Origin of the sequence: Arthrobacter oryzae (assembly GCF_030718995.1) — a bacterium.
Lineage (GTDB): Bacteria > Actinomycetota > Actinomycetes > Actinomycetales > Micrococcaceae > Arthrobacter > Arthrobacter oryzae_C.
In genome coordinates this window covers 1,730,663-1,757,123 of the sequence record NZ_CP132204.1, presented here as the reverse complement: position 1 = coordinate 1,757,123, position 26,461 = coordinate 1,730,663, and the positions used below count along the sequence as shown (strand labels likewise).

Annotated in this window: 24 protein-coding genes and 3 tRNA genes; 12 read left to right on the top strand and 15 right to left on the bottom strand. The window is 64.4% G+C overall.

The window, feature by feature from the left end:
* Positions 1-102 precede the first annotated feature (102 nt).
* Positions 103-1,482: an MFS transporter gene (locus tag Q8Z05_RS08085; protein WP_305942951.1), complete on the top strand. Its 1,380-nt coding sequence runs from the start codon at positions 103-105 to the stop codon at positions 1,480-1,482.
* On the opposite strand, the gene Q8Z05_RS08080 is transcribed toward Q8Z05_RS08085, so the two are convergent.
* From Q8Z05_RS08080 to Q8Z05_RS08060, 5 genes are all read right to left on the bottom strand, one after another.
* Positions 1,410-2,231, bottom strand: coding sequence for an ABC transporter permease (locus Q8Z05_RS08080; RefSeq protein WP_305942950.1), 822 nt, complete (start codon positions 2,229-2,231; stop codon positions 1,410-1,412). The genes Q8Z05_RS08085 and Q8Z05_RS08080 overlap by 73 nt on opposite strands.
* Positions 2,228-3,085 (bottom strand): ABC transporter permease, encoded by an 858-nt coding sequence (locus Q8Z05_RS08075; protein WP_305942949.1) that lies wholly within the window; start codon positions 3,083-3,085, stop codon positions 2,228-2,230. Before Q8Z05_RS08075 ends, Q8Z05_RS08080 begins: the two co-directional genes overlap by 4 nt.
* On the bottom strand, positions 3,082-3,915 hold the full coding sequence (locus tag Q8Z05_RS08070; protein ID WP_305942948.1) for an ABC transporter ATP-binding protein: 834 nt from the start codon (positions 3,913-3,915) through the stop codon (positions 3,082-3,084). The genes Q8Z05_RS08075 and Q8Z05_RS08070 overlap by 4 nt, the downstream gene beginning before the upstream one ends.
* Before the next feature lie 5 nt (positions 3,916-3,920).
* A complete protein-coding gene (locus tag Q8Z05_RS08065; protein WP_305942947.1) occupies positions 3,921-5,015 on the bottom strand; it encodes an ABC transporter substrate-binding protein in 1,095 nt (364 codons plus the stop codon).
* Positions 5,016-5,335: 320 nt separating this feature from the next.
* Positions 5,336-5,418, bottom strand: a tRNA-Leu gene (locus Q8Z05_RS08060).
* A 365-nt stretch (positions 5,419-5,783) separates the two neighbouring features.
* Between Q8Z05_RS08060 and Q8Z05_RS08055 the strand changes: the two genes are divergently transcribed.
* From Q8Z05_RS08055 to pknB, 7 genes are read left to right on the top strand one after another with little or no spacing between them, the layout of a single operon-like run.
* Positions 5,784-6,530, top strand: coding sequence for an FhaA domain-containing protein (locus Q8Z05_RS08055; RefSeq protein WP_305942946.1), 747 nt, complete (start codon positions 5,784-5,786; stop codon positions 6,528-6,530).
* Positions 6,527-7,009 (top strand): FHA domain-containing protein FhaB/FipA, encoded by a 483-nt coding sequence (locus Q8Z05_RS08050; RefSeq protein WP_305942945.1) that lies wholly within the window; start codon positions 6,527-6,529, stop codon positions 7,007-7,009. Before Q8Z05_RS08055 ends, Q8Z05_RS08050 begins: the two co-directional genes overlap by 4 nt.
* Before the next feature lie 2 nt (positions 7,010-7,011).
* The gene (locus Q8Z05_RS08045) at positions 7,012-8,664 is read left to right on the top strand and encodes a protein phosphatase 2C domain-containing protein (RefSeq protein ID WP_371745944.1); all 1,653 of its coding nucleotides are present in this window, start codon (positions 7,012-7,014) and stop codon (positions 8,662-8,664) included.
* Positions 8,661-10,130: an FtsW/RodA/SpoVE family cell cycle protein gene (locus tag Q8Z05_RS08040; protein ID WP_305942944.1), complete on the top strand. Its 1,470-nt coding sequence runs from the start codon at positions 8,661-8,663 to the stop codon at positions 10,128-10,130. Before Q8Z05_RS08045 ends, Q8Z05_RS08040 begins: the two co-directional genes overlap by 4 nt.
* Entirely contained in the window at positions 10,127-11,587 is a 1,461-nt protein-coding gene (locus Q8Z05_RS08035) for a penicillin-binding transpeptidase domain-containing protein (RefSeq protein WP_305942943.1), read from the top strand. Before Q8Z05_RS08040 ends, Q8Z05_RS08035 begins: the two co-directional genes overlap by 4 nt.
* Positions 11,584-13,410, top strand: a complete 1,827-nt coding sequence (locus Q8Z05_RS08030; RefSeq protein WP_305942942.1) for a protein kinase domain-containing protein — start codon at positions 11,584-11,586, stop codon at positions 13,408-13,410. Before Q8Z05_RS08035 ends, Q8Z05_RS08030 begins: the two co-directional genes overlap by 4 nt.
* A gap of 56 nt (positions 13,411-13,466) precedes the next feature.
* Complete coding sequence (gene pknB / locus Q8Z05_RS08025; protein ID WP_371745943.1) at positions 13,467-15,359, top strand: Stk1 family PASTA domain-containing Ser/Thr kinase; 1,893 nt, start codon at positions 13,467-13,469, stop codon at positions 15,357-15,359.
* 25 nt (positions 15,360-15,384) lie between these two features.
* Here the strand turns inward: pknB and Q8Z05_RS08020 are convergent, their stop codons facing one another.
* The 3 genes from Q8Z05_RS08020 to Q8Z05_RS08010 are packed head-to-tail and all read right to left on the bottom strand — an operon-like array spanning position 15,385 to position 16,989.
* Entirely contained in the window at positions 15,385-16,023 is a 639-nt protein-coding gene (locus tag Q8Z05_RS08020; protein ID WP_305942940.1) for an aminodeoxychorismate/anthranilate synthase component II, read from the bottom strand.
* Complete coding sequence (locus Q8Z05_RS08015) at positions 16,020-16,190, bottom strand: hypothetical protein (protein ID WP_305942939.1); 171 nt, start codon at positions 16,188-16,190, stop codon at positions 16,020-16,022. The genes Q8Z05_RS08020 and Q8Z05_RS08015 overlap by 4 nt, the downstream gene beginning before the upstream one ends.
* 4 nt (positions 16,191-16,194) lie before the next feature.
* The gene (locus tag Q8Z05_RS08010; protein ID WP_305942938.1) at positions 16,195-16,989 is read right to left on the bottom strand and encodes a class E sortase; all 795 of its coding nucleotides are present in this window, start codon (positions 16,987-16,989) and stop codon (positions 16,195-16,197) included.
* Between the two features lie 176 nt (positions 16,990-17,165).
* Here Q8Z05_RS08010 and Q8Z05_RS08005 point away from each other — a divergent pair, with 176 nt between their 5' ends.
* Positions 17,166-17,420 (top strand): cell division protein CrgA, encoded by a 255-nt coding sequence (locus Q8Z05_RS08005; RefSeq protein WP_305942937.1) that lies wholly within the window; start codon positions 17,166-17,168, stop codon positions 17,418-17,420.
* Between the two features lie 67 nt (positions 17,421-17,487).
* On the opposite strand, the gene Q8Z05_RS08000 is transcribed toward Q8Z05_RS08005, so the two are convergent.
* Positions 17,488-19,773, bottom strand: a complete 2,286-nt coding sequence (locus Q8Z05_RS08000) for an immune inhibitor A domain-containing protein (RefSeq protein ID WP_305942936.1) — start codon at positions 19,771-19,773, stop codon at positions 17,488-17,490.
* A 153-nt stretch (positions 19,774-19,926) separates the two neighbouring features.
* On the opposite strand from Q8Z05_RS08000, the gene Q8Z05_RS07995 reads away from it, so the two are divergent.
* Entirely contained in the window at positions 19,927-20,538 is a 612-nt protein-coding gene (locus Q8Z05_RS07995; RefSeq protein ID WP_305942935.1) for a DNA-3-methyladenine glycosylase I, read from the top strand.
* Positions 20,539-21,429: 891 nt separating this feature from the next.
* On the opposite strand, the gene Q8Z05_RS07990 is transcribed toward Q8Z05_RS07995, so the two are convergent.
* Together Q8Z05_RS07990 and Q8Z05_RS07985 are read right to left on the bottom strand one after the other, a co-directional pair.
* Positions 21,430-22,299, bottom strand: a complete 870-nt coding sequence (locus Q8Z05_RS07990; protein ID WP_305942934.1) for a rhomboid family intramembrane serine protease — start codon at positions 22,297-22,299, stop codon at positions 21,430-21,432.
* A 6-nt stretch (positions 22,300-22,305) separates the two neighbouring features.
* Positions 22,306-22,851 (bottom strand): peptidylprolyl isomerase, encoded by a 546-nt coding sequence (locus tag Q8Z05_RS07985; RefSeq protein ID WP_028271893.1) that lies wholly within the window; start codon positions 22,849-22,851, stop codon positions 22,306-22,308.
* Between the two features lie 154 nt (positions 22,852-23,005).
* Between Q8Z05_RS07985 and Q8Z05_RS07980 the strand changes: the two genes are divergently transcribed.
* On the top strand, positions 23,006-23,962 hold the full coding sequence (locus tag Q8Z05_RS07980; protein WP_305942933.1) for a hypothetical protein: 957 nt from the start codon (positions 23,006-23,008) through the stop codon (positions 23,960-23,962).
* A gap of 133 nt (positions 23,963-24,095) precedes the next feature.
* Positions 24,096-24,971 (top strand): glycosyltransferase, encoded by an 876-nt coding sequence (locus Q8Z05_RS07975; protein WP_305942932.1) that lies wholly within the window; start codon positions 24,096-24,098, stop codon positions 24,969-24,971.
* 49 nt (positions 24,972-25,020) lie between these two features.
* On the opposite strand, the gene Q8Z05_RS07970 is transcribed toward Q8Z05_RS07975, so the two are convergent.
* The 4 genes from Q8Z05_RS07970 to Q8Z05_RS07955 all read right to left on the bottom strand — a co-directional run bounded on the left by Q8Z05_RS07970 (position 25,021) and on the right by Q8Z05_RS07955 (position 26,438).
* Positions 25,021-25,935, bottom strand: coding sequence for a DMT family transporter (locus Q8Z05_RS07970; protein WP_305942931.1), 915 nt, complete (start codon positions 25,933-25,935; stop codon positions 25,021-25,023).
* A 105-nt stretch (positions 25,936-26,040) separates the two neighbouring features.
* Positions 26,041-26,116 (bottom strand) — tRNA-Ala (locus tag Q8Z05_RS07965).
* Positions 26,117-26,188: 72 nt separating this feature from the next.
* Positions 26,189-26,341, bottom strand: coding sequence for a DLW-39 family protein (locus Q8Z05_RS07960; protein WP_305942930.1), 153 nt, complete (start codon positions 26,339-26,341; stop codon positions 26,189-26,191).
* 23 nt (positions 26,342-26,364) lie between these two features.
* Positions 26,365-26,438, bottom strand: a tRNA-Ile gene (locus tag Q8Z05_RS07955).
* Positions 26,439-26,461 lie beyond the last annotated feature (23 nt).

Below are 26,461 nucleotides of genomic sequence, written 5' to 3'. Positions count from 1 at the left end.
GAGGGTGAATAAAGTCTAGGTGACGCTGTGGCGAGGACCACAAAGGGCTGGCCTCCCGGTCCCCGCAGCGAGCTCCACTCATCGATTCAGAGGATTTTTCCCATGCAGTCTGTCGACACCGCTGTCACGGATCTGGCGTCAGCCACCAGGAAGTTCTTCCGGCGCGTCCTGCCCATCATGCTGATTATGCTCGTCTGCAACCAGCTGAACCGGTCCAACATCGGTTATGCCCACGAGCACTTGGAGGCGGACGTTGGAATCGGCGCCGCAGCCTACGGTTTCGGAGCCGGCCTGTTTTTCGTCGCCTACGCGATCTTCGAACTCCCCAGCAACGTGATGATGGAGAAGTTCGGCGCCAGGGTGTGGCTCACCCGCATCATGGTCAGCTGGGGCATCGTGTCCTTCCTAATGGCGTTTGTGCAGAACGAGGTGATGTTCTACGTGCTGCGCTTCCTGCTCGGCGCGGCTGAGGCCGGGTTCTTCCCCGCCGTCATCTTCTATTTCGCCCGGTGGGTTCCGGCCGGCCAGCGGGGTAAGGCCACCGCCATTTTCATCGCCGGTTCCTCCGTTGCCGCGGCACTGTCCGGACCCATCGCCGGAATGCTGCTCAGCCTCCACGGCGCGCTGGGATTCCGCGGCTGGCAGTGGCTCTTTGGGTTCGAAGGCCTGCTCTCCGTGGTTGTCGGCATCACGGTCTATTTCCTGCTCGATGCCCGGATCGAGGACGCCAAATGGCTGACCCTCAAGGAGAAAGGCGCGCTTATTGGCGCGATCTCCAACGAGGATGCCCAACACGCCACTGCCAACGGCAACAGCAGCGGCACCAAGGTCAACCGCTGGAACATGCTGCTGAACCCGCAGATCCTCCTGCTGTGCGGCATCTATTTCGCCGTCCAGCTGTCCATCTACGCCAACACGTTCTGGCTGCCGAGTATCGTCAAGCAGATTCCCGGCACCACGGACCTGAGCGTCGGCTTCCTGTCCGCCATCCCCTGGGTCTGCGCCGTCGTCGCCATGTACTTCGCGGCCAAGTGGCAGGACCGGGCCACATCCAAGCGCCCCCTGTTGGTGCTCGCCCTGCTCATAGCCGCGGTGGGCACCTTCGCCGCGGCCGTGGCCACCCCGGTACTGGCCCTGGTGTTCCTGGCCGTTGCCGCGATGGGTTTCAAGAGCGCATCCCCGTTGTTCTGGACCATCCCCCAGTCAGGCCTGCACCCCCTGGTCCTTGCGCCCGCCATCGCCATCATCAACTCGCTCGGAAACCTGGGCGGCTTCGTGGCCCCGTTCGGGTTCGGCATCATCAAGGAACAGACCGGCAGCGTGGTCCCGGGACTGTTCGCCCTGGCGGCGGCTTCCACCCTCGCCGCCGGCCTGGTGTACTTCCTCAAGGAACGGACGACGACGGCGGGTCACCCGGACGTTGACGCGGACGTGCCGGACCGCCGCAGCATGGCCTCTTCAAGCAGCGCCACCACGGTGTAAAGGAGGATCGACACCACGGTGATCACCACCACCGAGGCCCATACCTCGTTGTTCCTTGCCCGGGACACAGCGGAGATGATGGCGTAGCCGATTCCCTTGCCGGTGGCGAGCCACTCCGCCAGCAGCGCGCCCGTGATCGCGCCGGGAATCGACACTTTCACGGCGGTGAAGAAAGCCGGCAGTGACGACGGCAGTGCGACCTTCCGCAGGGCGGTCCAGCGTGAGCCGCCATAGACGTCGATGACTTCGAGCATGGCCGGGGAGGCCGAGCGGAGCCCGAACACAATCGTGACGAGGGCGGGGAACAAAACCACGATCCCGCCGATGGCCGCCACAGCCGGTTCCTGCCGGCCGAAGATCAGGATAATGATGGGTGCCAAAGCCACGAGCGGCACGGAGCGCAGCAGCATGGCCACCGGCATGAGGGCGTTTTCCACTCCGCGGAACAGCACGAATACACCGGCAATGACCACGGCGCCCACCATTCCTGCTGCGAAGCCCAGGAACGCATCCACCATGGTCTGGCCGAGGTTCTGTAGGATGACCTGCCGGTTGTTCTCCGCGGCGGGCACCGTGAACAGGAAGTTGAACACGTCCAGCGGTCCTTTGCCGACGAACGGCGAGATGTTGAAGGCCTTCAGCAGTGCGACCCACAGCAGCAGGACCACCGCCAGGGAAACAAGCAGGCCGGCGGCCGCCCGGCCCGCGCGCTTCAATGCGGCCATGCCTGCCGCCGATCCCGGCTTCATGCCGCCGCCTGGCGTCCGGAGGACCATGGCGTCACGAATCTCGCCAGCAGCGCGAAGGCGCCGTAGCCGGCCCCGGCAAGGAGTCCCGCCACCAAGGCAACACCCCACGCCCGGGCAATCTCGAGGTTTTGCTGTGCGTTGACCAGGGCCGGGCCGATCCCCCGGTCCACGCCGCCCACGTACTCGCCCAGCACCGCACCCAGGACGGCGGCCGGGACAGCAATCTTCAAGGCGTTCAGGATTCCGGGCAGCGCTGAGATCAGCTGCACCTTCACCAACTGCTTCAGCCGGCCCCCGCCGTAGACAGCCACGAGGTCCAAGCTCGCCCGGTCCGCGCTCTTGAGCGCCGCCAAGGCGCCCACCACGGTAGTGAAAAAGACCGAGATCCCGGCCAGCAGCACCGCCGTTCCGGACGATTCCCCGCGTGCCGGCGAGCCGATAACAATGAAGGCCAGCGGCCCGATGGCCACGATCGGCAGGCAATAGCTGATCACCGCCAGCTGCGTGACCAGCCGTTCCAGGGACGGAATCACCAGGACACTCGCTGACAGCAGCAGCGCAGCGGCGTTCCCCCACAAGTACCCCGCAGAAGCCTCCGCCATCGTCACTGCAAGGTTCGGCCAGTAAAACCCGACGCCGTCGCGCACCAGCTGCCCCAGGACTTCCGGCGGCGTCGGTACAGCACCGCCGGAACCGTCCGCACTGGCACCCACACCGGAAAGCACCGTTGCCGCGGCCAGCCACCAGACCGCAACGGTGGCCCCCACCCCCACCACGGCCGCAGCCCACGGCGGCAGCGGCCGTGCCGCCGTCGTGCTTAACAGCCTCGTACTTAACAGGAAAGGCCGGATCACAGTGATTTCTCTTCCTCAAGGGGCGCTCCGGCGCCGCCGAACAGGAGTTCGGAGGCCCGGTCGCATAGCGCATGGAATTCCGGCGTCCGCATCATTTCCGGGGTCCGCGGCCGCGGCAGGTCCACGGTGATGATCTCCTGGATCCGGCCCGGCCGCGCGCTCATCACGGCCACCACATCCGAAAGGAACATGGCCTCGGCGATGCCGTGGGTGACCATCAGGGTGGTGGCGGGCTTCTCCGTCCAGATCCTCAGCAGTTCCAGGTTCAGCCGTTGCCGGGTCATGTCGTCCAGCGCCCCGAACGGCTCATCCAGCAGCAGCACCGACGGCTTGAGCGCCAGTGCCCGTGCTATGGACACCCGCTGCCGCATGCCGCCGGACAGCTGGGCCGGCTTTGCCTTTTCGAAGCCCTTCAGGCCGATCAGTTCCACCAGGTCGTCCACCATCGCGTGGTCAACGGGGAGGCCGGCCACCTCGAAGGGCAGCCGGATGTTGGACACCACGCTCCGCCAGGGCAGCAGCGCGGGATCCTGGAAAGCGATCCCCAGCTCGTGCCGGGTCCGCAGCTCCGCCGGCGTGTGGCCGTCCACTGTCACTTCCCCCGTGGTGGGCGTTTCCAGTCCGGCGAGGATCCTCAGGATGGTCGACTTGCCGCACCCGCTCGGACCCAGCAGGGAAAGGAACGTCCCCTTGGATGTCATCAGGTTGGCGTCCTCGAGTGCCACCACGCTCTTCCGGCCCATCCGGAAGCTCTTGCCCAGGTTGCTGAGCGAAATCCCTGTGCCGGAAAGCAGCCCTCCGGCCACTGCCTCCGTGCTCACTTCAGTCATGCGTCCTACTTAAGATCGGGGTTCTCGGCATAGACCTCGTCGAGGAGGCTCAGGTCGAAGATCGCGTCCGCGGTGGTGTCGTAGCCTGCGAGCTTGAGGATCTCGATGTTCTTGTCCATCAGCTCCTTGGACACAGTGAAGAGGCCGTTGCTGTCCGTCTCCGGCGTGGCAATGAGCTTGGTGTTCTGGGCTTCCGCCTGAGCCTTCTCCTTGGCCATGGTCAGGCCCAGTTCCTTGCCGTACACCTCCACCGCGAGCCGGGCGGATTCCCCAGGATCCACCAGGGCATCCTTCCAGCCCTTGATGGTGGCCGCCAGGAACGCCTTCAGCTGGGGCCTCTTGTCCTTGATGGACTCCTCCGTGACCACGAAGCTCTCTGCAATGAAAGGCAGGCCATTGTCCGCAAACGGCAGGACCGCCGTCTTGTGCCCGCCCAGCTCAAGGGTGAGCACCTCGTTGGTCAGGTAGGCGAAGAAGCCCTCGACGTCGCCGTTCAGCAGCGGCTGCGGATCGTACTGCACCGGCACCTTGGTGACCTTCGACGCATCAATCTTGTTGACCTCCAGCAAGGCATCGAACAACGTCTCATTGACACCGGCTTGGACCCCGATCTTCTTGCCGACCAGGTCATCCGGGGCGGTGATCGAATTGGCAGCCAGGGAAACGATGGTAAACGGGTTCTTCTGGTAGGTGGAACCGATGATTTTCAGCGGCGCACCCTCGTTGAGTACCACCGGTGCCACTCCCACGGGCGACGACGTGCCCACCAGGGCCTTGCCGGACAGGACCATGGTTTCCGCCGAAGCCCCTCCCGGTCCCCCGGCGATCAGGTTGACGGCGCTAAAGCCTGCGTCCTTGTAATAGCCCTTGCTGTCGGCAAAGTACTCGCCGGCGAATTCCGCGTTCTTCAGCCACGAAAGCTGGACCTCCAGGGTCCCGAAGTCGGCAGCAGCGCCGGACGCCGCTCCCGAAGCGGGTGCAGTGGCACCCGATTCACCTCCACAGCCGGTCAGGGCCGCCAGTGCCGCTGACGAAAATCCTGCCAGCACCATCCGCCGCGACGGGCGCAGCGGGCCTTTTTCCGAACTGAAAGCTGTCATTCTTCTACTCCAAATCGGGAGGCGGTCACATGAAGCGGCCCCTGCGGGCCGTCTGGCACCGACACTATGGAACAGTTGTTTCAGGAATCTGCTTCGGCCGTTTCAGCGAAGTTAACTGTCAGTTAGCTGGGGAGGCGCGGCCGCAGGAGTCCGGGCGCGGCGGCGCACGAGTCCGGGCGAGGCGGCGCGGCTTTCCCCGCCAGATGGACATATCCCCCGGTATCGCCAAGGGGATATGACCGGGAAGCGGGGAATCGTCATCGAGGCCCGTGCTTAAAACAGAAAAACCCCGGTCCTAAGACCGGGGTTCTTCATTTGCGTGCGCGAGGGGGGATTTGAACCCCCACGCCCTTTCGGACACTGGCACCTGAAGCCAGCGCGTCTGCCGTTCCGCCACTCGCGCGCAACTTCTTTCGTCCGGCAGGAAGCCCGGTTTTTCGGACTGCCAGCCCTGTGAAAGCAGCGAGATCAAGCATAACGGACAACTGCGGCAAAACACCAATCGGGTCCCGTTGCAGGCCCCGCAGTCGAAATCGCGGCCGGGGACTATCCCGTGAACGCGGCCTTTCGGACCCTGTCAGGACAGGCAGCAGCGCGGGACGGAATGAACGAATCTCCCCGCCCCGGCGTTGTGCATTAAGGTCATTCACAGCACCGGCCAGTAGTATCAGATGTAGGAGTGCCCGTCCCCGGCGCACTCCCGGCAATGTTGTGAACTGAGTTCCGAAACGAGTGCTGCCCCGCAGCCGCCAGGAGAGGAGAGGTGCCATGGGAATGCTGGACAAAGTCGAGCGCGGCATCGAAAAGGCCGTCCGCGGTGTCTTCTCCACCGGTTCGCGGGCCCAGGTTGAGCCTGTGGAAATCGCCAGCCGGCTCCGCCGCGAAGTGGACCACAAGGCCATCACCATCGCGGCCGGCCGCACCCTTGCCCCCAACGTTTTTGACGTCCGACTCAGCGAGGACGACTTCAAGCGGGCGCAGGAATGGGGCACGCCCCTGGCCGAGGAACTCTGCGACGTCGTCATCAACCATGTCCGGAGCCAGGGCTACACCCTCCGGGGATCGGTGCGTATTTCCTTCCGGCGCGACGAGGAAATCCGTGCCGGCGACTTCGAAATCGATTCGAAGACGGAGCAGGCGTCCGGTTCCGCTGCGGCTCCGCCCATGCCAAGGAACAACGTGCCCGCTGCACCGAGCCGGCAACCGGTGCGGCTTCAGCCCGTCCTGGACATTGATGGCCAGCGCTACTCGCTGAACGCCCCGTCCATCGTGCTGGGCCGGTCCTCGGAGGCGGACATCCTGGTGGACGACACCGGAGTTTCACGCCGCCACCTCGAAATCCGCACCGCCAACGGCGCCACAGAAGCCGTAGACCTGGGATCCACCAACGGCAGTTACGTCAATGGACACAAGGTTGTCGGCAGCGTCGACCTTACTGACGGCTCCACCATCACGATGGGACGGACCAAAATCATCTTCCGCCTTTTGCCCGCCAACTCCGGTGGCCGCCCGTGAGCGAACTGACCATTACGGCCCTGCGGTTCGGATTCCTCCTGTTGCTGTGGGTTCTCATCTTCAGCATCGTGTCCGCCATGCGGCGGGACCTAATGATCGGTAGGAAAGCGGCAATGGGTGCTCCCACTGCCCGCCAGGTCCGCAAACACCCCGAGCTGGCGGAAACAGCACCGCCGCCCGCGAAGCAGCAGGCCCGCCAACTCGTAGTCACCGAGGGGCCCCTCAAAGGCACCACCATTCCACTGGCGGACAGTCCCATCCTCCTGGGCCGCGCCCAAGAGGCCACCCTGGTACTTGAAGACGATTATGCTTCCGGCCGGCACGCCCGGCTCTTCCCGCAAGGCAGCCGCTGGTTCATCGAGGATCTTGGCTCGACCAACGGCACATACCTGGCAAATCAGCAGCTCACCCGCGCCCTCCCGGTGGAGCTCGGTGTCCCCGTGAGAATCGGCAAGACGGTCATCGAATTGAGGCCATAGCCGTGGCCGTCCCGGAAAACCCCGCCGACAAGGGCCCCATCCCGAAGCGGCCGCTCATCATGCGCTATGCGGCCCGCTCGGATGTAGGACGCATCCGCGCCAAGAATGACGACTCCGCCTACGTCGGCCGGCACCTGGCCATCGTGGCCGACGGCATGGGAGGCCATGCCGGGGGTGACGTGGCCTCCGCGGCGACTGTGCTGGACATGCTCCACCTGGACCACGGGCACTACGACGGCGACGCCGGAACCGTTCTTGCAGATGAAATCCAGACCGCGAATTCCCTCCTGTCTGAACTGGTCCACATCAATCCCAAGCTGGCCGGCATGGGTACCACCGTGACGGCCCTGCTCCTGGCCGAAGGAAAGCTTCATTTCGCCCACATCGGCGACTCCCGGGCGTACCGGCTGCGCAACGGCGAATTCGAACAGATCAGCGTGGACCACACGTTCGTGCAGAGACTCATCGATGAAGGCCGGCTGCGTCCCGAGGAAGCCGAGACCCATCCGCACAAGAACGTGCTGATGCGCGTCCTGGGCGACGTCGACGCCAGCCCCGAGCTCGACCTCGCCACCCTGGACGTCGAACCCGGCGAACGCTGGCTGCTCTGTTCCGACGGGTTGAACTACGTTGCCGGGCACGTGGTGGAACGCATGGTCCGCGAAACCAAGGACCTGCGCGAATGCGTGGAGACGCTCGTGGACCTCACCCTTGAGGCCGGCGCACCGGACAACGTCACAGTGGTCATGCTTGAAATCGTCGAAGAGACTCCCGACGACGTCCGCACCGCCGCCGTCGAAATCGTTCAGCCGCCGGCTGGCAGCGTCGAGGCCACGAAGACTGCCGCCCCGGCCCCTTCCCAGGCAGTCCCTTCCGATGACGCCACACCCAAACCCGCGGCAGATACCGGCCACACTGCTTCCGGCGCGGACGACACCGTCCCCAAGCCCGCTTCAAAACCCGGTGAGCCGACCACCAGCACGGACCCTCATCTGGGCGAACACCTTTCCGCGGCGGTGCTCCGCGAGGAACTGTCCAACCGTCCCCATGAACTCGTTGGCGCAGCTGCCGCGGCGGCAGAATCCGGGTCCATTCCCACGATTGCCGGCCGGACTGTGGCGCGCCGCGCGGCGACCGTGCTCACGCACAAGTCGGATCAGAACCGCGAGGAAACCGACGAATACAAGCCCGCCGCCAAGCCGCGCCGCTGGGTGACGATCGCCACGGCCGCGGCCCTCCTCGTCATCCTGGGCGTCGGCCTGTGGCTCGGCTATGCCTGGACGCAGACGCGCTACTACATCGGCGAATACGACCAACGGGTTGCCATTTACAACGGCGTTTCGCAGCGGCTGGGGCCGATCCAGCTCTCAACGCTGGAGACAGTGACGGAGATCCGCATGTCGGACCTCCCGGAGTTCTCCCAGCAGCGGGTCCGCCAGACCGTCCCGGCACGTGATCTCTACGACGCGCAGCGGATCGTCAAGAACCTCGACCTGACCGGAACAACGTCGCCGGCAGACGAATGTGCGAGCCCCACGGCCACCGCTGCCCCCTCCGCCTCGGGGACGGCGGGCGGCACAGCGTCGCCACCCGGAACAACCGCACCGTCAGCAAGTCCCAGCCCGTCGCCCAACGCTTGTGAGGAGGCCAAATGACACAGATTGAGGCCACCCCCAAGCCACGCAGGAACACCGAGTTGGCGCTCCTGATCCTTGCCCTTGCCGTGGGCATCGGCGCCAATGCCCTGGTGGGCGTGGACCAGGAAAAGGCATTTGACCAGGACTTCTGGTTCCAGTCCAGCCTCCTCGCTGCCGCCGCCCTCGTCTTCCACATCGTTCTGCGCATCCGGGCTAAATATGCTGACCCGGTAATACTTCCGCTCGTCGTGGCCCTGAACGGCCTGGGGCTGGCCATGATCCACCGTCTGGACCGCGTGGGCGAAGACACCGGCAACAACCAGCTCCGCTGGACGCTGGTGGCCATGGGCGTCGCGATCGCCGTCATCTGGTTCCTCAAGGACCACCGGATCCTGCGCCGCTTCACCTACATCTCCCTTGCCGTGAGCGCCCTGCTGCTGATCCTTCCCCTGGTGCCGGGCATCTCCGCCGGCGAAATCCTTGGCGCCAGCGTCTGGATCAAGATCGGCCCCATGACCTTCCAGCCGGGTGAGGTAGCCAAGATCACCCTGGCAATATTCTTCGCCGGGTATCTATCGTCAAACCGTGACCTGATCCTCCTGGCCGGGCGCAAAATCGGACCGCTGCAGTTCCCGCGGTTCAAGGACATGGGCCCCATGATCACGGCGTGGCTGGTCAGCATCGGCGTGCTGATCTTCCAGCGCGACCTCGGCTCGTCGGTTCTTTTCTTCGGACTTTTCATCGTGATGATCTACGTCGCCACGAGCCGGATCAGCTGGGTCATCATCGGCGTGGGACTGCTGCTTGGCGGAGGCTTCATTGCCTCCCGGGTGTTCTCCCATGTGGGCCTCCGCATCGACGGGTGGCTCAATGCCTTTACCGACGAAGTCTACGGACGGCAGTACGGCGGCAGCCTCCAGATCGTGGAGGGCCTGTTCGGCATGGCCAACGGCGGCCTCGTGGGCACCGGCCTGGGCCAGGGGCGGCCGAACCTGGTGCCGTTTGCAAACAGCGACATGATCATTGCCTCCTTCGGTGAGGAACTTGGCCTGATCGGCCTCTTCGCCATCGTGATGATGTACCTGCTGCTGTTCACGCGGGGTTTCCGGGCGGCACTGGGCACGCGCGACGCCTTCGGGAAGCTGCTTGCCTGCGGTCTGTCCTTCGCCATCGCGCTGCAATGCTTCGTGGTGATCGGCGGCGTCACGCGCCTGATTCCACTTACCGGGCTCACCACCCCCTTCCTGGCGGCCGGCGGATCCTCGCTGCTCGCCAACTGGATCATCGTTGGCCTGCTGCTGATGATTTCGCACACTGCACGCGGCCCCGTGGACACCACTCCCATGCCGCACGGCGCCGAGCCCGGCGAACCCGGCGAGCAGAAGCCTGTTCCGCCGTCACCGGCACGGCCGGCAAAACAGCCCGCACGGCAACCTTCATCCGCCCATCCCGACGCACCAACTGAAGCGGTGAAACAACTGTGAACCATGCCATTCGGAATTCATGGATTGCCGCGGTCGCCATGTTCGCGCTGATCTTCGGCGCGCTCAGCTATGTGCAGGTTGTGGGGGCCGACGAACTGCAGGCCAACGCCTGGAACAAACGCGCCATCCTGCAGAACTACTGCAACGACCGCGGAGCCATCATCGTGGGGGGGAAGCCCATCGCGCAGTCCGTTGCCGCCTCCGAAAGCTGCAAGTTCCAGCGGACCTACACGGAACCTGAACTCTATGCCGGCATCACGGGCTACTTTTCCAAGAATTACGGCGTCACCGGTCTGGAAAGTGCCCTTAACGAGCAGTTGGCCGGCAGCTCGGACCAGCTTTTCCTGGACCGCATCGGCCAACTCTTCCTTGGCAACCAGCCCAAGGGCGCCTCGGTTGAACTCACCTTGGACCCTGAGCTCCAGAAGCTCGCCTACGACCTGATCCCGGACGGCCAGCGGGGCTCCATCGTGGTGACGAACCCCAAGACCGGTGACATCCTGGCCATGGTGTCCAAACCGTCCTACGATCCCAACCTGATCGCAACGCAGGACGCCGACGCCGAGGCTGCCAACTTCAATGAACTGAACAAAATCCCCGGGATCAACCTGAACCAGAACGTCAGCGGTCCCACCGGCGCCCTCCTGGCACCGGGTTCGGTCTTCAAGCTCGTGGACACCGCCGCGGCACTCAGCTCGGGCAAGTACAACAAGGACAGTGAGCTGCCCAACCCGGCCGAGATGAGTTTCCCCGGCATCGAATACAAGCTGCCGAACTACGCCGGAGGCAACTGCTACACACAGAGCACGGCGAGCTTCGCCTTCGCACTCCAGCAGTCCTGCAACACTCCGTTCGCGGAGATCGCCCGGGACCTGGGCCAGAAGGCCATCGCCGCACAAGCGGCCAAGTTCGGCTTCGGCGAGGACCTCGGCGACCAGCTGAAGCTGGACTACGCCAAGAAGGCCTTCCCGGAGGAGGAGCTGGATGCGGCAGGACTGGCCCAGTCAGCAATCGGCCAGCGCGATGTCCGTGCCACTCCGCTGCAGATCGCACTGATGACGTCCGCCATAGCCAACGGCGGCGTCCAGATGCGGCCCAACCTCATCAAGACGGTGCGGTCCCCGGATTTGCGCATCATCAGCGAACCGAAGCCCGAAGTCCTACGGACGTCCACCAGCCCGGAGATTTCGCGGCAGATCAGCGAGTGGATGACCAGCGTGGTCAGTCAAGGAATCGGCCGCGGCGCGGCCGTTCCCGGCGTCCAAGTGGCCGGCAAGACCGGCACAGCCGAGCTGGGAACCGACGGCTTGAACAATTCATGGTTTACCGGGTTCGCCCCGGCCAACGACCCGCAGGTGTCGGTGACCATCGTCATGCAGGGCGTGGACATCACCACCGGCGCACAGCTAACCAGTCCGAACGCGAAGAAGATTTTTGAGGCGGTGTTGAATAAGTGAGGCCTACATCAGGGATCACCCTCGGCGGGAGATTCCAGCTGACCACGCGTATTGCGATTGGCGGGATGGGAGAAGTCTGGAAAGCCAAGGACCTTATCCTTGGCCGGATTGTCGCCATCAAGGTGCTCAAAGAGGAGTACACGGGCGATCCCGGGTTCCTCCAGCGCTTCCGTGCCGAGGCGCGCCACACGGCGCTGCTGAACCACGTGGGCATAGCCAACGTTTTTGATTACGGCGAAGAAGAAGGCTCGGCCTACCTGGTCATGGAGCTGGTCCCGGGCCAGCCCCTGAGCAGCATCATTGAACACGAACAGGTCCTTTCGCCGGACCGGACACTGTCCATGATTGCCCAGACGGCACGCGCCCTCTCCGTTGCCCACGCCCAGGGCCTGGTGCACCGAGACATCAAACCGGGCAACCTGCTGATCACGCCGGACGGCCGCGTCAAGGTCACGGACTTCGGCATCGCCCGGCTGGCGGACCAGGTTCCGCTGACCCAGACCGGTCAGGTCATGGGCACTGCCCAGTACCTCGCACCGGAACAGGCAACGGGCCAGACCGCCACGGGTGCCTCGGACATCTACTCGCTCGGCGTCATCGGCTACGAGTGCCTCACCGGGCACCGCCCGTTCTCCGGGGAGTCGCAGATCGCCATCGCGCTGGCCCAGGTCAACGATGCGCCGCCGCCGCTCCCGGAGACCCTGCCGACGCCGGTACGGGCCCTCCTGATGTCCATGCTCGCCAAGGATCCCAAGAACCGCCCCGCGAACGCCATCAAGCTGTCCGAGGCAGCGGAAGCCATCCGCAACGGTGACATCGCCGCTGCCCACGCGGCCGTGCCCGGAATGCTGCTCTTCGAAGCGGCCACCGGTCCGATCACCGCGCCGGTGGACATTCCCACGGCCGCCACCGGCGTCATCGAGACGCCCGAAAAGGACAAATCGACGACGGCGACCTCCGCCCTTCCGGTGGTCGGCGCCGCGGGCGCAGGTGCCGCTGCAGGACTCGCCGCCGGAGCTGCTGCAGGAGCCGCCGGCCCGCGCGACGCCCTGTCGCGCGCAGATGCCCTGGCTGCCGAACGCACGTGGGAGCAGGAAGAGGAGCAGGACCGCTACGACGAACCTGTTGACGAGCCGCAGCGAAAGGGCCGCAGCCCGTGGACGTGGCCGCTTATCGCCCTCATCGTGCTCGTCCTCTTCGCACTGGCGGGTGTCCTGCTTACCCAGGCAGGCATCTTCTCCCCGTCCAGCCCGGCCGAGTCGTCGGCGACGTCCACCAGCGCCAAGCCCACCAGCCGCAGCGCCTCGCCGACGTCCACCTCGGCCAGCCCCACAGCCTCGAGTGCGAGCCCGACTCCCACGCAGTCCACTCCGGAAACCATCAACCTGATCCCGGATGCCTACCTGGGCCAGCCGTACAACACGGTCCGCAGCCAGCTCGTGGGCATGGGGCTGACCGTCAAGGGTGACCCGGTGTTCAGCGACAAGGCGGAGGGAACGGTCACCAACATCGAGCCGTCCGGCCCAGTGGCCCCCGGCGAGACCATCACCGTCACCTACTCCAAGGGCCAAGAACCGGCTCCGGAGTCCTCTGTGCCCGCGGTCGGCGTAGGCAGTTCCGAGTCGCAAACACAGAAGGCCATCGAGGACGCCGGCCTGCGCTGGGTCAAGGGGGCAGATGTTCCCGGCAGTGCCGGGCAGAAAGCCGGGACATTCGTCAGTTCGGAACCGGGCGCCGGCACCAAGGTGCCCGCCGGATCCGTCGTGACGTACCACCTCGCCCAGGAAATCCTGCCCACCCCCACCACGTCGACGTCGAACTAGGGCGCACCGTGCCGGACTCACCCCGTCTCCCGTCGCACAGAGAGGACAGCCTCCCAGTGAATACCCAGCGCGTCCTCAACGGACGGTACGAGCTCGGTGAGTTGATCGGCCGCGGCGGCATGGCAGACGTCCACCGCGGTGTGGATACCCGGCTGGGCAGGACAGTGGCCATCAAGCTGCTGCGGCCTGACCTTGCCCGGGATCCGCAGTTCCAGGCGCGGTTCAAGCGCGAAGCCCAGGCTGTGGCTGCGTTGAACCATCCTTCGATCGTTGCCATCTACGACACCGGGGACCACGCTGTCCCGGGCGGCCCCGAAGATACTGTCCGGGTGCCGTACATCGTGATGGAATTCGTGGACGGAAAGACCCTTCGGGACCTGATCCGTGCGAAGGAAGTCAGCATCGACCACGCCATCGATTTCACCCTCGGCGTGCTCTCCGCCCTCGAATACAGCCACCGGGCGGGCATCGTCCACCGGGATATCAAGCCGGCGAACGTGATGTTCTGCGAAGACTCGGCCACGATCAAGGTCATGGATTTCGGGATTGCCCGCGCCATGGCCGATTCGTCCGCCACCATGACGCAGACCCAGGCAGTGGTGGGCACCGCCCAGTATCTGTCACCGGAACAGGCCCGCGGCGAAACCGTGGATGCCCGCAGCGATCTTTACTCCGCAGCGTGCCTGCTCTACGAAATGCTGACGGGGCGCCCTCCCTTCATTGGTGACAGTCCCGTGTCCGTCGCCTACCAGCATGTCCGCGAGATGCCCGAACCCGCCAGCAGCCTTAACCCTGAGGTGACGGAGGCCCTGGACAGCGTCCTGGCCAAGGCGCTGCAAAAGAACCGGGCAGACCGTTTCCAGGATGCTGCCGCCTTCCAGCGTGCCCTGAGGGCCGCACGCAACGGTGTTCCGGTGCCCGACGTCGCGGCGGGCGAGGAATCAACGGATCCCGTCAACACGGTCCCGGCCGCAGAGCGTACGGCCCAGGCCGCGCCATACTCGCTGACCGGTGCGAGCTTCCTGGACGACTCACCGGGCGGCCGGCTCCGGCCCGTCCACGACACACTCGGCGACGACCAGCCCATTCCCGCCCAGGTCTACGAGCCGTCGGAGTCGAACGATCTTCCGCTGGGATTCCCGCCGGAACGTGAGCGCACCCCCCGACAGAAGTCCCGCCGTCGGACGTGGATTGCCACACTGGTGATTTTCACGCTGCTGGTCCTGGCAGGCGGCGGCCTGTGGCTCTACAACATGATGAACCAGCCGCCGCCCCCGGTGGCCAAAATCGTCGTCCCTACGGTGACGTCACTGACGGAAACCGAGGCGCTGCAGAAGCTTTATAACGCCCGCTTCAGCCCCACCATCAGCAGGCTTCCCCACGACGCCATCGCCAAGGGAACAGCCATTGGCACGGTGCCCGCCGCAGGAACATCCATGGAGCCCGATTCCAAGGTGACCCTGAACATCTCCGACGGTCCAAGCGCCGTCAAGATTCCGGGCGACCTGCCGGGCCGCACTGAAGCAGCGGCCCGCGACGTCCTGCGCCAGATCGGCCTTGCCGGTGCTCCCGGCACCACCATGGCGAACAGCGCAACGGTCCCGGCCGGGCTGGTCATCACCACGAAACCCGCTCCAGGCGAGTCCGTGGCTGTCGGAACCACCGTGGAAATCGTGGTGTCCACCGGCAAGGTTGCCATGCCCGAACTCCGCGGCCTGCCGCAGCCGGAAGCAGAGGCCGCCCTCAAGAACCTGGGCCTGAACATCGCAGTGCGGGAAGTCGAAAACTCCGAGGTCGAACCGGGCAAGGTGACCGAGCAGAGCGATCCCGTCAACGCGCTGGTGGAGCAGGGAAAGACCATCAGCGTGATCGTTGCCAAGGCTCCGGCGCCCACTCCTACTCCGACGCCCACGCCTACGCCCACAGAGACGGGCCGGGACCGGGGCTAGCACCCGTCAAAGTACTGCCGGCGGGTTAGTGCTGGATGAGCGGGCTCAGCTTGGCTGCCCGTTCGGCTGCTCCCGCCATGCCGAGGGATTCCAGCCAGTTGCCGAGCATCTGGTAACCGCCCTCCGTGAGCACGGACTCCGGATGGAACTGGACGCCGCAGAGCGGTGCTGTCCGGTGCCTCAGGCCCATGATGACGCCGTTGGCCGTCTGTGCGGTGATCTCCAGGATGTCGGGGATGGTTTCCCGGACAGCCGCCAGCGAGTGGTAACGCGTGGCCGTTACGGGGGAGGGGAGTCCGGCGAAGACGTTGGCTCCTTCATGCTCCACCAGTGACGTTTTGCCGTGCATCAGTTCAGGGGCGTGCGTCACCGTGGCGCCATACGCCTCAGCCAGGGCCTGGTGCCCCAGGCAGACGCCGAACATCGGCTTGTCATGGCTGCCGCACCATTTGATCAGGTCGATGCAGACGCCGGCCTCCGCGGGGGTGCCGGGCCCCGGCGAGATGAGGACGCCGTCGCGCGCTTCCGCCATCTCGATCGCCTCGGCGAGCGTTACGTCGTCGTTGCGGACCACTGTCGTCTCGGCGCCGAGCTCCTGGAGGTATCCCACCAGGGTGTAAACAAAGCTGTCGTAGTTGTCTACGACCAGGATCTTGGTGCTCATTGTCGAGTTACTAAACCAATCGTTGAGTCGGTGAACTGGGTGAACTGTGACATCCAGGGGAAGAGGAACTGAACCATCAATACCAGCACGCCGGCAAGCAGCACCAGTGACGTCGCAATCCTGAGCCACAGCGGGCCCGGCAGGTGGCGGAAAATCCATCCGTACATAGCGTCAGCCCTTCCCGAGTGCTTTGGCCACCTGGGCCGCAATTTCAGCAGGGGGCCCCGCCGACGCGGGCTGCCAGTGATCCAGGAGGGAGTATGCAATGATGCGTTCCTGCGATCCGAAACGCGGATTGCAGCTCGTCATGGTGAGGTAGGCCTCCGTGGGCCGGGCGGCAGGTTGGGTGGGCACGGGAAGCAGCACATCGGTGGCCGAGGGCAGCACAATCTGGATGTTCCGGAAGACGTAGACGTAGAATCCGTCCCTGGTCTGGACGTAGATTTTGTCCCCGGGAACCAGTGTGTGGATGTTGTCCAGCACGGCTCCGTGCGTCTGGCGGTGACCTGCCACGGCGAAGTTTCCGGTTGCCCCGGGCATCGCGGTGTCGCGGTAATGGCCCAGGCCCAGCGTGTCCAGGACGTCCGTTGAGGTTCCCTGCACGATGGGCCGGGTGTAGTCCGCGCCAAAACGGGGGATATACATAATGCCAATGGTCTGGCCGTGCCCTGGCGCTTCGGCGACCTTCGGCGGACCGTAGTCGGCAGGACCGGATGCGGCCGCGTCCGGGGCGCCGGATGCTGCGGGAGCCGGGGGTCCGCCCAGTTCCTGGGCGAAGTTCCTGATGGCTTCGCCCTGCTTCGCATCGGACTCCACGTTGGTCCACCAAAGCTGCCATGCGACGAACAGGAGCAGGATGACTCCCACCGTGATCAGGAGCTCGCCAACAACCTGGATGAGTTTCCGGAGAACGCCGACGCCGCGTGCCGGCACGGCGGCGGTCGTCTCCTTCTCCAGCAACACCACGTGGTCTCCTCAATTGGCGGCTCGGGCTGGCGCCGGTGTGTTCTGAACTACAGCTAGAATTGGCTGCTAGTAAGAATTCAGACCTGACCAAAGGCGCCAACCCCGCCGGCATGTTCCTTCCTGCAGGATATCAAGCCGAAGGCTCCGCCCTTGATTCAGCCCGACGAGGAGGACCCGTGCCCGAGTCAAAGCCACGAAAGAGGAACGCCGCAGCTGAAAAGCCGGCTTCTGCATCGCAGGCCTACAAGCCCAACGCCGTGTGGTTCAAGCCCGTCATGTTCGGCCTGATGATCATCGGCCTGCTGTGGATCATCACCTTCTACATCAGCGAGGGCGCCCTCCCTGTCAGGGAATGGGAATCCTGGAACATCGTGGCCGGGTTCGGTATTGCGATTGCAGGCTTCCTGATGACCACCCGCTGGCGTTCCTGATACATACCTTTCACACAAAAAAGTCGGACCGGCACAACGTGCCGGACCGACTTTTTTGTTTATTGGCTCATTTCCGGGCCGGGTTGACCACGCGGATCCCAAGGTCGGAACCGGCGTCGGACGTTACGGAAATCTCCACGCCGTGGCCTGCGACCTTGACGCTTCCGTAGGGGTTGTCCGCACTGTAGTAAGCCAGCGGGTCAATGTCCTTGAAGACACTGATCGCTGCGCTGCTCACGGCGCAGGCGTCCAGTGAGCTGACCGCCTGGGTGCGCTTTGTGCCGGACTGCACTTCCTTGGCGATGCACAGCGGATCCGTTGCTTCCAGTCCGAAGGTGGCGTCGAACGGCTGGCGGCTGTTGCCCGGCATGGTGCCGTCGGACCACTTGAAGGGTGCGGGCCGGGCATCCACCGGCAGCGCCAGGCCGGCACCGGGGTGGGCCGAAACGTTGTTGTCCGCGTACGACTCGTCGATATACCACACCAGCATGCCGTTCTGGTACTTGAAGAAGTCCACCCAGTTCGGGGCGCTGATGCCCCTGGTGAAGGCGTACGGCCCTTCCGCCAGCGTGGCGTCAAAACCCACGTATTCGCGGTTCTCCACGAGGTAGTACTGCGGGGTGGTTTTCGTTACGGAGCCGGTGCTCAGCTGCCACGGCTCTTCGGCGGTCCACTTCCCGGCGCCGGATTCGACGTCGTCGCTGAGGATGACGGTTTTTCCGGCCGAAATCTTTACGTCGTCGATGAACGCGCCCGGGTTGTGGACGCCGCCGTCCGTCTGGTACCTGAAACGGAAGAGTGACTCGAGGCCGCCCGCGTCATAGGAGTAGCGCACCTGGCCCCAGGCTGCCGATCCGCTGAGCGGACGTCCGGCGGACTGCCAGGTGTTGCCGCCGTCCGTGGAGTATTCACCGTAGAGGTAGTCGTAGTTTGCCTCGATGTCGTACCAGGCGTTCGCCGTGACGGTCACCCGCGACTGAGCCGGGACGGCGTGGGTCAGGGAATCATTAAGGTTGTCCGCGCTGCCGGTCCACCACGCGGTGGTGCCCGAGGAGGGGACCGTGTAGCTGGTGGTGGTGGTCTTATCCGGCAGGTTGACCCGGACGGCCTGGTCCTTACCGTCAACCTGGAGCTGCGACGGGTTCAGGACGAAGTCGCCGCTCGTGCCGAGCTCGACCTCACTGTGGTCCAGCCAGCCCAGGAAGCGTTTCTCTTCGGGTCCCATCAGGCCAGGGGTGGTGCCGATTCCTTCGTTGGCGGCGGAACCGTGGCCCAGCCAGGACCCTGAACTCATGAGGGTCCAGAAGGCCGTGCTGTTGGTGGCAGCGCCGGAAGTGTCGTAGAAGTCCGGCAGTCCCAGGTCGTGGCCGAACTCGTGGGCGAAGACGCCCACTCCGCCGTTTTCGGGTTCGGTCGTGTAGTCGCCCAGCCAGTACTTCGAGGAACCGATCCGGGTTCCGCCGGCAAGGTTTCCGTCAGGGCCGGTGGAACCGAACTGGTTACCGAAGGCATACCAGCGGTGGGACCAGATCGCGTCCTCGCCCAGGGCACCGCCCCCGCCTTCCTCACCCTCACCGGCATGGACTGCCTGGAAGTGGTCGATGTAGCCGTCCGGCTCGTCGAAGTTGCCGTTGTTGTTGAAGTCGTAGCGGTCCCACACATCGAACTGTGCAAGATACGCGTCAATTTCGGCCGGGGTTTTGCCGGCCGCCACCTGGGAATCCCACCAGGCGTTGCCGGAATCCCGGACAAAAGCCCACGCACCGCCGGTGTCCTCAGTGGCGTTGTCCCCATAGAAGGACCCGTTGTTGGGCACCTTGACCCAGTCCGTTACGGTGTTGGTTACCGAGTACGCCTTGTTGGAAACGGCCTCGTAGTAGCCCTTCATCGATTCGCCGCTGCCGTTGAAGAGTTCTTCGTAGTACGCGGGGCTGAAATCGCTGGTCCACAGCGTGGTGTTGTCCACGGAACGGTCCGGCTTGGCGATCGTGTTGTGCAGCGGGCCTGTTGCTGTGCCGTAGCGGCCCGAGCTCTGGTCGCCGAACTCGGCCAGGATGGTGAAGATCTTGTCCTGCTTGACGGTCTCGATTTCAGCGAACTTGTCCGGCGCCAGCTGGACCACGCCCTCATCATTTGCCTTTGCCTGTCCCTTGGCCACCTTGTCGATGGCGGCCTTGCGCCGTTCGACAAGCTCCTTCGTCCGCGGTCCGGGACGGTTGTCCTGCCTCACTGCGGCGGCGGATCCTGTTGACCCGTCGTCCACAGGCGGTGCGGCTGCGGCAGGGGCCTGGATGCTGAGCATCCCGAGAACGACCCCCGCCACGCCGGCCACGGCAATTTTGGTTTTCCTCACACGTACCTCCCAGTAATTTGTGATCAGAGCCACAGCATAATGTGAGAGTGCTCGTTCGACTATCAACCGTGCCTTGCCAGTGGACGATTCCGGCGGCAGCCGCATGAATATGCTGTAGGCAGCAACAGCGTGCACGAAAGCTAAGGAACCCACATGACCTCGGACGAACGCGGCACCATCATCGGAGGCGACGGCCTTGCCCGCCCGCCCTGGGCCGCTGTGGATCCCCTGCTACAGGAGTACTACGACACTGAATGGGGCATGCCCGTCCGCGACGAGCAGGGGCTGTTCGAGCGGATCAGCCTGGAGGCCTTCCAGGCGGGATTGTCCTGGGCAACGATCCTGCGGAAACGGCCCGCGTTCCGCGCGGCGTTCCACAACTTCGAGCCGGAAACGGTTGCGGCTTTCACCGACGACGACGTGGAGCGCCTGATGCTTGACACCGGCATCGTTCGCAACAGGATGAAGATCAAGGCGGCCATCACGAATGCCAATGCCACTATCGCGCTGCGGAAGGACGGCGGACTGGTGGGCTTCGTCTGGAGCTTCCAGCCCGAGGTGACCCCCAGTCCCCGGACACATGCAGAGATCGCCACCACGTCGCCGGAATCCATCGCCCTTTCCAAGGCCTTGAGGGCCAAGGGCTTCGCTTTTGTGGGACCCACCACGATGCATGCGCTGATGGAAGCGATCGGCATGATTGACACCCATCTTGTGGACAGCCACCGCCGCGGTTCATCCGGCGTATGGACCGAGTTACCCTGAAGTTATCCCGGCCCTGTGGGGAAACTTATCCACAATGTTGATAATTCCGGCACACTCGAGCGGCACTTCCGCGGGTCATGGCCCGCCAGGGACCCTCACTCGGGCTGTTCACAACATCCGAAAGTTATTAACAGTGTGGATTCCCTGTGGATAACCTGTTCCCGGGACCTTTTGCTCCGTGATCACGCTCTTCACGGAAGTTATCCACTTAACAACAGCGGTATCCCCAGAAGTTATCCACAGGTGGGGATAACCTAGGGGATAATTGTCCCCGGAGGACGCCGACTTGGCGTAAGAGCGCCGAATTCCCGCGGGCGGTTTCCGACGCTGCAGTTATTAACAGTGTGCATAACCTGTTGACGAGCTCCCTGCCCGCCCGGTGCCACTCCGGACCGGCCTCCACAGAGGCGCGCGGCTCAATCGCCGCCTGGCCGGGGCAGCAGACTTGTCCACTTAACCACAGTTTTCAGGAACATCTTTATCCACAGATGTGGACAAGACCTGACTCACCTGTGACCGCCCACGGCCATAAGCGCCAGCTGGCAAGGACTACGCAGGGGAGGAGTCCTGAACTACAAGCATGTAAGTTACACACAATGTGGATAACTCCTGTGGAAAACCCGGGCGTTATCAGGGCGCAGGGTGGATGCCGCGCGGACCCCGGGGCGAAGAATGCAGAGCGCGTGCGGAACAAAGGGGTGCAGTGCGAGAGGGCGCCGGGAGCAGCCGCGAGCAGGCAAAAGATTCCCCGTGCGGAGACGGCAGACGCACAGAGGGCACGGCCAGGAGAGACGACGGCTGCTGACAGCACTGATGACGGAGCCCCGGCCCGGAGTACACGCGGGCCGCGGGGGAAGGCTGCTTGGGGCTGTGGGGAAAATGCCGCCGCGTCTAGGCGACGGCCGTTTTCAGCCAGGTGGCGCCGATGAGCAGGCCGAGGACAAGCACCAGGCCTGCCGCCTGCCACATCCGCTGGCGTGGGCCGCGGGGGGCATAGGCGATGACTGCGGCACAGGCCGCACCGGTCACCGCGCCGCCAAGATGGGCTTGCCAGGCGATCTGCGGGACGATAAAACCGATGGCACCGTTGATGGCTATCAGCACCCACAGCTGCCTGGTGTCGCCGCCGCGGTGGCGCTGGACCACCAGCATGGCGCCGAAGAGTCCAAAGATCGCGCCTGAGGCGCCCACCACTCCCGAAGGGGGAAGGACGGGTGTCAGGAGGAGGAATCCGACTGATCCGCCGATGGCCGAGATGACGTACAGGGCGAGGAAGCGGAACCTGCCAAGCAGGGGCTCCAGCGCCTGCCCGAACATCCACAGCATGTACATGTTGAGCGCGATGTGGAGGATGAATCCCTGGGAATGGAGGAAGGCGGAGGTGAGCATGCGCCAGGGCTCAAATACGCCGTATTCGGTGGTGGCGTAGACCGAGGCGAAGGCGAAGTCCTGGTACATCCCGTCGTTGGGAACAACCCACTGCAGCACATAGACAAGGGCGCAGATGGCGATGATCCCGAACGTCACCACAGGCCGGCCGCCAACGGCGGTGCCGCCGTAGACGGTCCTGGCTGCCGGCGTCGTTCGTTTTGTTTCGTTGACGCAGTCAATGCATTGGAATCCGACGGCGGCCGCCCGCTGGCACTCCGGGCATGCCGGGCGCCCGCAGCGCTGGCACCGGACATAGGAAGGCCTGTCCGGGTGCCGGGGGCACACCGGTATCTGCGCGGACGGCTCAGCCGCCGGAATTCCGTAACTCATGGGGTATTAGAGCTGCTCGACGTCGATGCTGTTGATGACGACGTCCTCGACCGGGCGGTCGCCCATGCCGGTGCGGACACCTTCAATGGCGTCCACAACCTTCTTGGATTCCTCGTCCGCAACTTCACCGAAGATGCTGTGCTTGCCCTGGAGCCAGTCCGTGGGGATGGTGGTGATGAAGAACTGCGAGCCGTTGGTGCCCTTGCCCATCTGGATGCCGGCGTTGGCCATGGCCAGCTTGTACGGCTGGTTGAAGGTCAGCTCGGGGTGGATTTCGTCGTCGAACTTGTAGCCCGGTCCGCCGACACCGCGGCCCAGGGGATCGCCGGCCTGGATCATGAAGTCCTTGATGATGCGGTGGAAGATGGTGCCGTTGTACAGGGGGGTACCGGTCTTGTCCTCACCGGTTTCCGGGTGGGTCCAGGCCTGCTCGCCGGTGGCCAGGCCGACGAAGTTCTTGACCGTCTTGGGCGCGTGGTTGCCGAAGAGGTTGACGACGATGTCGCCGAGGCTGGTGTGGATGGTTGCTTTTGCAGTTGCGATGGCAGTCATAGGCCCATTGTTCCACGTCGGGCTATTGCACATCAGGCCTGCCCGGCAGTTCCGCGCTAGGTGAAATCGGCCCGAAATGGCCCTGATGAATAGCCGGTGCGGGGCAATCCACGTAGGCTAACAACAGAACCGTCACATTAATCGGGAGGTAGTTGTGAAGAAATCGGATCGTATTGCCCGTGACCTGGAGCAGTCAGTCAGCAGCGCGGTAGAGAACGCCAAGGATTGGGCAGCCCCCCGCGTAGAAGCAGCCGTGGACTGGGCGGTTCCCCGCCTGCAGCACGGGATTGACACCGCTTCCCCGAAGATCCAGGAAGGGCTCAAATCGGCAGCCCACAACCTGGCCGACGGCGTTGCCACCGTCACGCCCCGCATCCAGGACGGACTCGCCCACCTCGCGCCGAAAATCCACGACGCCGTTGAGGGCACCACGCCCCGCCTGCACGAGGCGCTGGACAAGGCCGCCCCGGTGATCCTGAATGCCCGCGACCGCGTCGTGGTGGAATACCTGCCCAGGCTCTCGGACCAGATCGGGCACGCTTCGGAGGCCGTTCACCGCACTCTGGAAAGCGCACCTTCCCACGTGGACGCCGTCGCCCAGAGGCTTGCGGACTCCGGCGTGGTGCACACCATCCAGGACCAGGCCCAGGCCGCTGGCCACCAGCTCAAGGCTGCTGCAGCCGAGGCCACCCGCGTTGTCACGGGGGAGGCAGCCAAGCCGCAGAAGCCCAAGCACCGCGGACTGCTGATTTTCGGCGTCATCGCTGCAGCCGTCGCCGCCGGCGTGGCTGCCTGGAAGGCTTCCAAGCCGGTTGAGGATCCCTGGAAGACTCCTGCTCCGGTAACGCCCGCACCCGCCCCCGTTCCTGCCACGACCGTCAGTGATGTGAACGCGGCATCCGACACAAGCGTCACGGCCGCCGCCGGCGAAAAGATTGTTGACGCCGCGGACTCGGCTGCTGACGCATCGGACGACGCCGCCGCGAAGGCTGCTGACAGCGTTGAGGATGCGAAGGACGAGGCAGCCACGGTTGCCACAGATGCCAAGACTGCCACCAGGAACATCGCTTCCAGCATGAACAACGGTTCCACCAAGGCTACCGAAAGCTAAAACCCGGCCCTCACCGGACGGCACTGCAGCAGAGGAGCCCCGCACCGAAAACGGTGCGGGGCTCCTCTGTTGTTTCCCTGGCCTTCACCCGCCGTCCCGTGCTGTTGCACACAAGGGTGCTAAATTTGTGGTGATGTCACCCGATAGATCCGCCGAGGATGCCTCGCAGGACGCTCCGCTTATGCCGCGCGTATCCATCGTCATACCGGCTTACAACGAGGCAAGCGTTATCAGGCAGTGCCTTATTGCGGCGATCTACCAGTCGGTTCCGGCCGCGGAGATCATCGTCGTGGACAATATGTCCAAGGACCGCACGGCTGACATCGTTCGACAGATGCAGCAGGAATATCCCGACAGCCCCGTCATCCTGCTCAGCCAGGACCAGCACCAGGGCCTCATTCCCACCCGCAATTTCGGCCTCAACCATGCCACCGGCGATGTACTTGGCCGGATCGACGCAGACTCCGTGGTGGAACCGGACTGGGTGGAACAGGTCCAGAAGGCGTTCCTTGACCCGTCTGTCCAGGCTGCTACCGGCCCGGTGGTGTACTACGACATGCCCATGCGCCGCTTCGGCCTCAAGGCTGACGACAAAATGCGCCAGCTGATGCTCAAGCTGGCCAAGCACCAATACCACTTCCTCTTCGGTTCCAACATGGCGCTGCGCCGCTCGGCCTGGGAGACCATCCGCGACGAAACATGCCGGGATGAGAAGGACGAGATGCACGAGGACATTGACCTGTCCCTGCACCTGGCTGAGCATGACCTGCGCGTACAGTACTGGCCGCAGATGGTGTCCGGCATGTCCGCCCGCCGCCTCGAGGACTCACCTCGTGACTACCGGTACTACGTGACCCGGTTCGACCGGACCTACAAGGCCCACAACGTCAAGAAAATGGCCCTCAAGGCGCCCATGGTGGTGTTCTTCTCCGTATACTTCCCGGCCAAGCTCCTGCGCGCCATTCACACAGTGAACTCCGCCCAGCCTGTTCGCCGCGGCGGCCAGTAAGTCCAGCCGCAGGCCGACAACCCGGCCATTCGGGTTGCCCGCCAAGGATTCAGTCCGCTCCCAGTTCCGCCAGCCGGGCTTCGCCGGCGCGTACCGGCTTTCTGCGGCGCTGGCCCGCCACCACCACGGCGAGACCCACCAGGATCAGCGCCAGACCCGCGTAGGTGCCGCCCGGCAGGGTCTCGTCCAGGAACAGCGCCGCCAGCAGCGCCGCACCAGGGATCTCCAGCAGGATGATCATGGATACCAGCAGGGGGCTCATGGTGGCCAGCAGATGGTTGAAGGCCGTATGCCCCACGAGCTGGGCGCATACGGTGATGGCCAGGATCCCCAGCCATCCGGTGGCGTCAAAGCCCACCAGCGGCTGTTGAGTCGCTAGTGCCAGCAGTGCCACCAAGGCCGCGCACATGCCGTAGCAAAGCGTGGTGTAGGTCCCCGTTCCCATGGTCGCGCGTGCCTTGCCGCCTGCGAGGGTATACAGGCCGGCCAGGGCGCCGCCTGCCACGGCCAGCAGGTCTCCCAGCAATGCATCCGGGGAGGTGCCCATGTCGAACCCCGTGATGGCCACAACGCCGCCGAAAGCCATTCCAAGGCCCACCAGAACCTGCCAGCGGTGGCGTACGCCCCGGAACAGCTGGAAGACCGCGATCCAGCCGGACTGAAGGCAAACCAGCGCCGTGGCCGCCGCTACGGAGGTCAGCTGGAGGGAGGTGATGAAACAGGCGAAGTGCAGTGCCAGGGCGACGGCGGCAAGCGCCGACCAGCGGAACTCGCGGGCCGTCACCATCCCGAACTGCCGGGGACTCGCCACTAGCACCGGAGCGGCCATCACCGCGGCCCCGATGGCATTCCGCCAGAAGGCGATGGCGAGGGCGCTGACCGTCGTGGCGCCCAGCGTTGCGGCGATGAGTGGTCCTGAGGAGGCCACACCGAGCACGCCCAAAGCGGCAAGGAAGAAGTTCACTGTTCCAACAGTAATGGTGCCGCCGGTGCGGCGCCGCCAGCCCGGGGACAGCGGGCAAAACAAAAGGTCCCGGACCGCGTTTCCGCGTTCCGGGACCTTCCTTTATGGTGGAGGCACGGGGACTCGAACCCCGAACCCCCTGCTTGCAAAGCAGGTGCGCTACCAATTGCGCCATGCCCCCATAAGAAGCAACCCGTCAATCATACCCTAGTTCCGGAACGCTTCTAACCAGCGTCCGTACCGGGGAACCGGACTATTCGACTGTGTCAGTCGAATCGCTCCAGACCGTTTTCCGGGCTTCGGATTCCTGCACTTTCTTGACGAGCAGCGCGCCTGCGATAGCCACTGCAACAACCAGCAACTTCTTCACATGCACCCCGTTCCGGCCCGGTGTTATCCGAACCATTTCCAAAACCTGTGCAGGTTCCGTGGGCGTACCAGGACTTGAACCTGGGACCTCTTCGTTATCAGCGAAGCGCTCTAACCGCCTGAGCTATACGCCCCGATGCCTCATCGGGCCGAGACA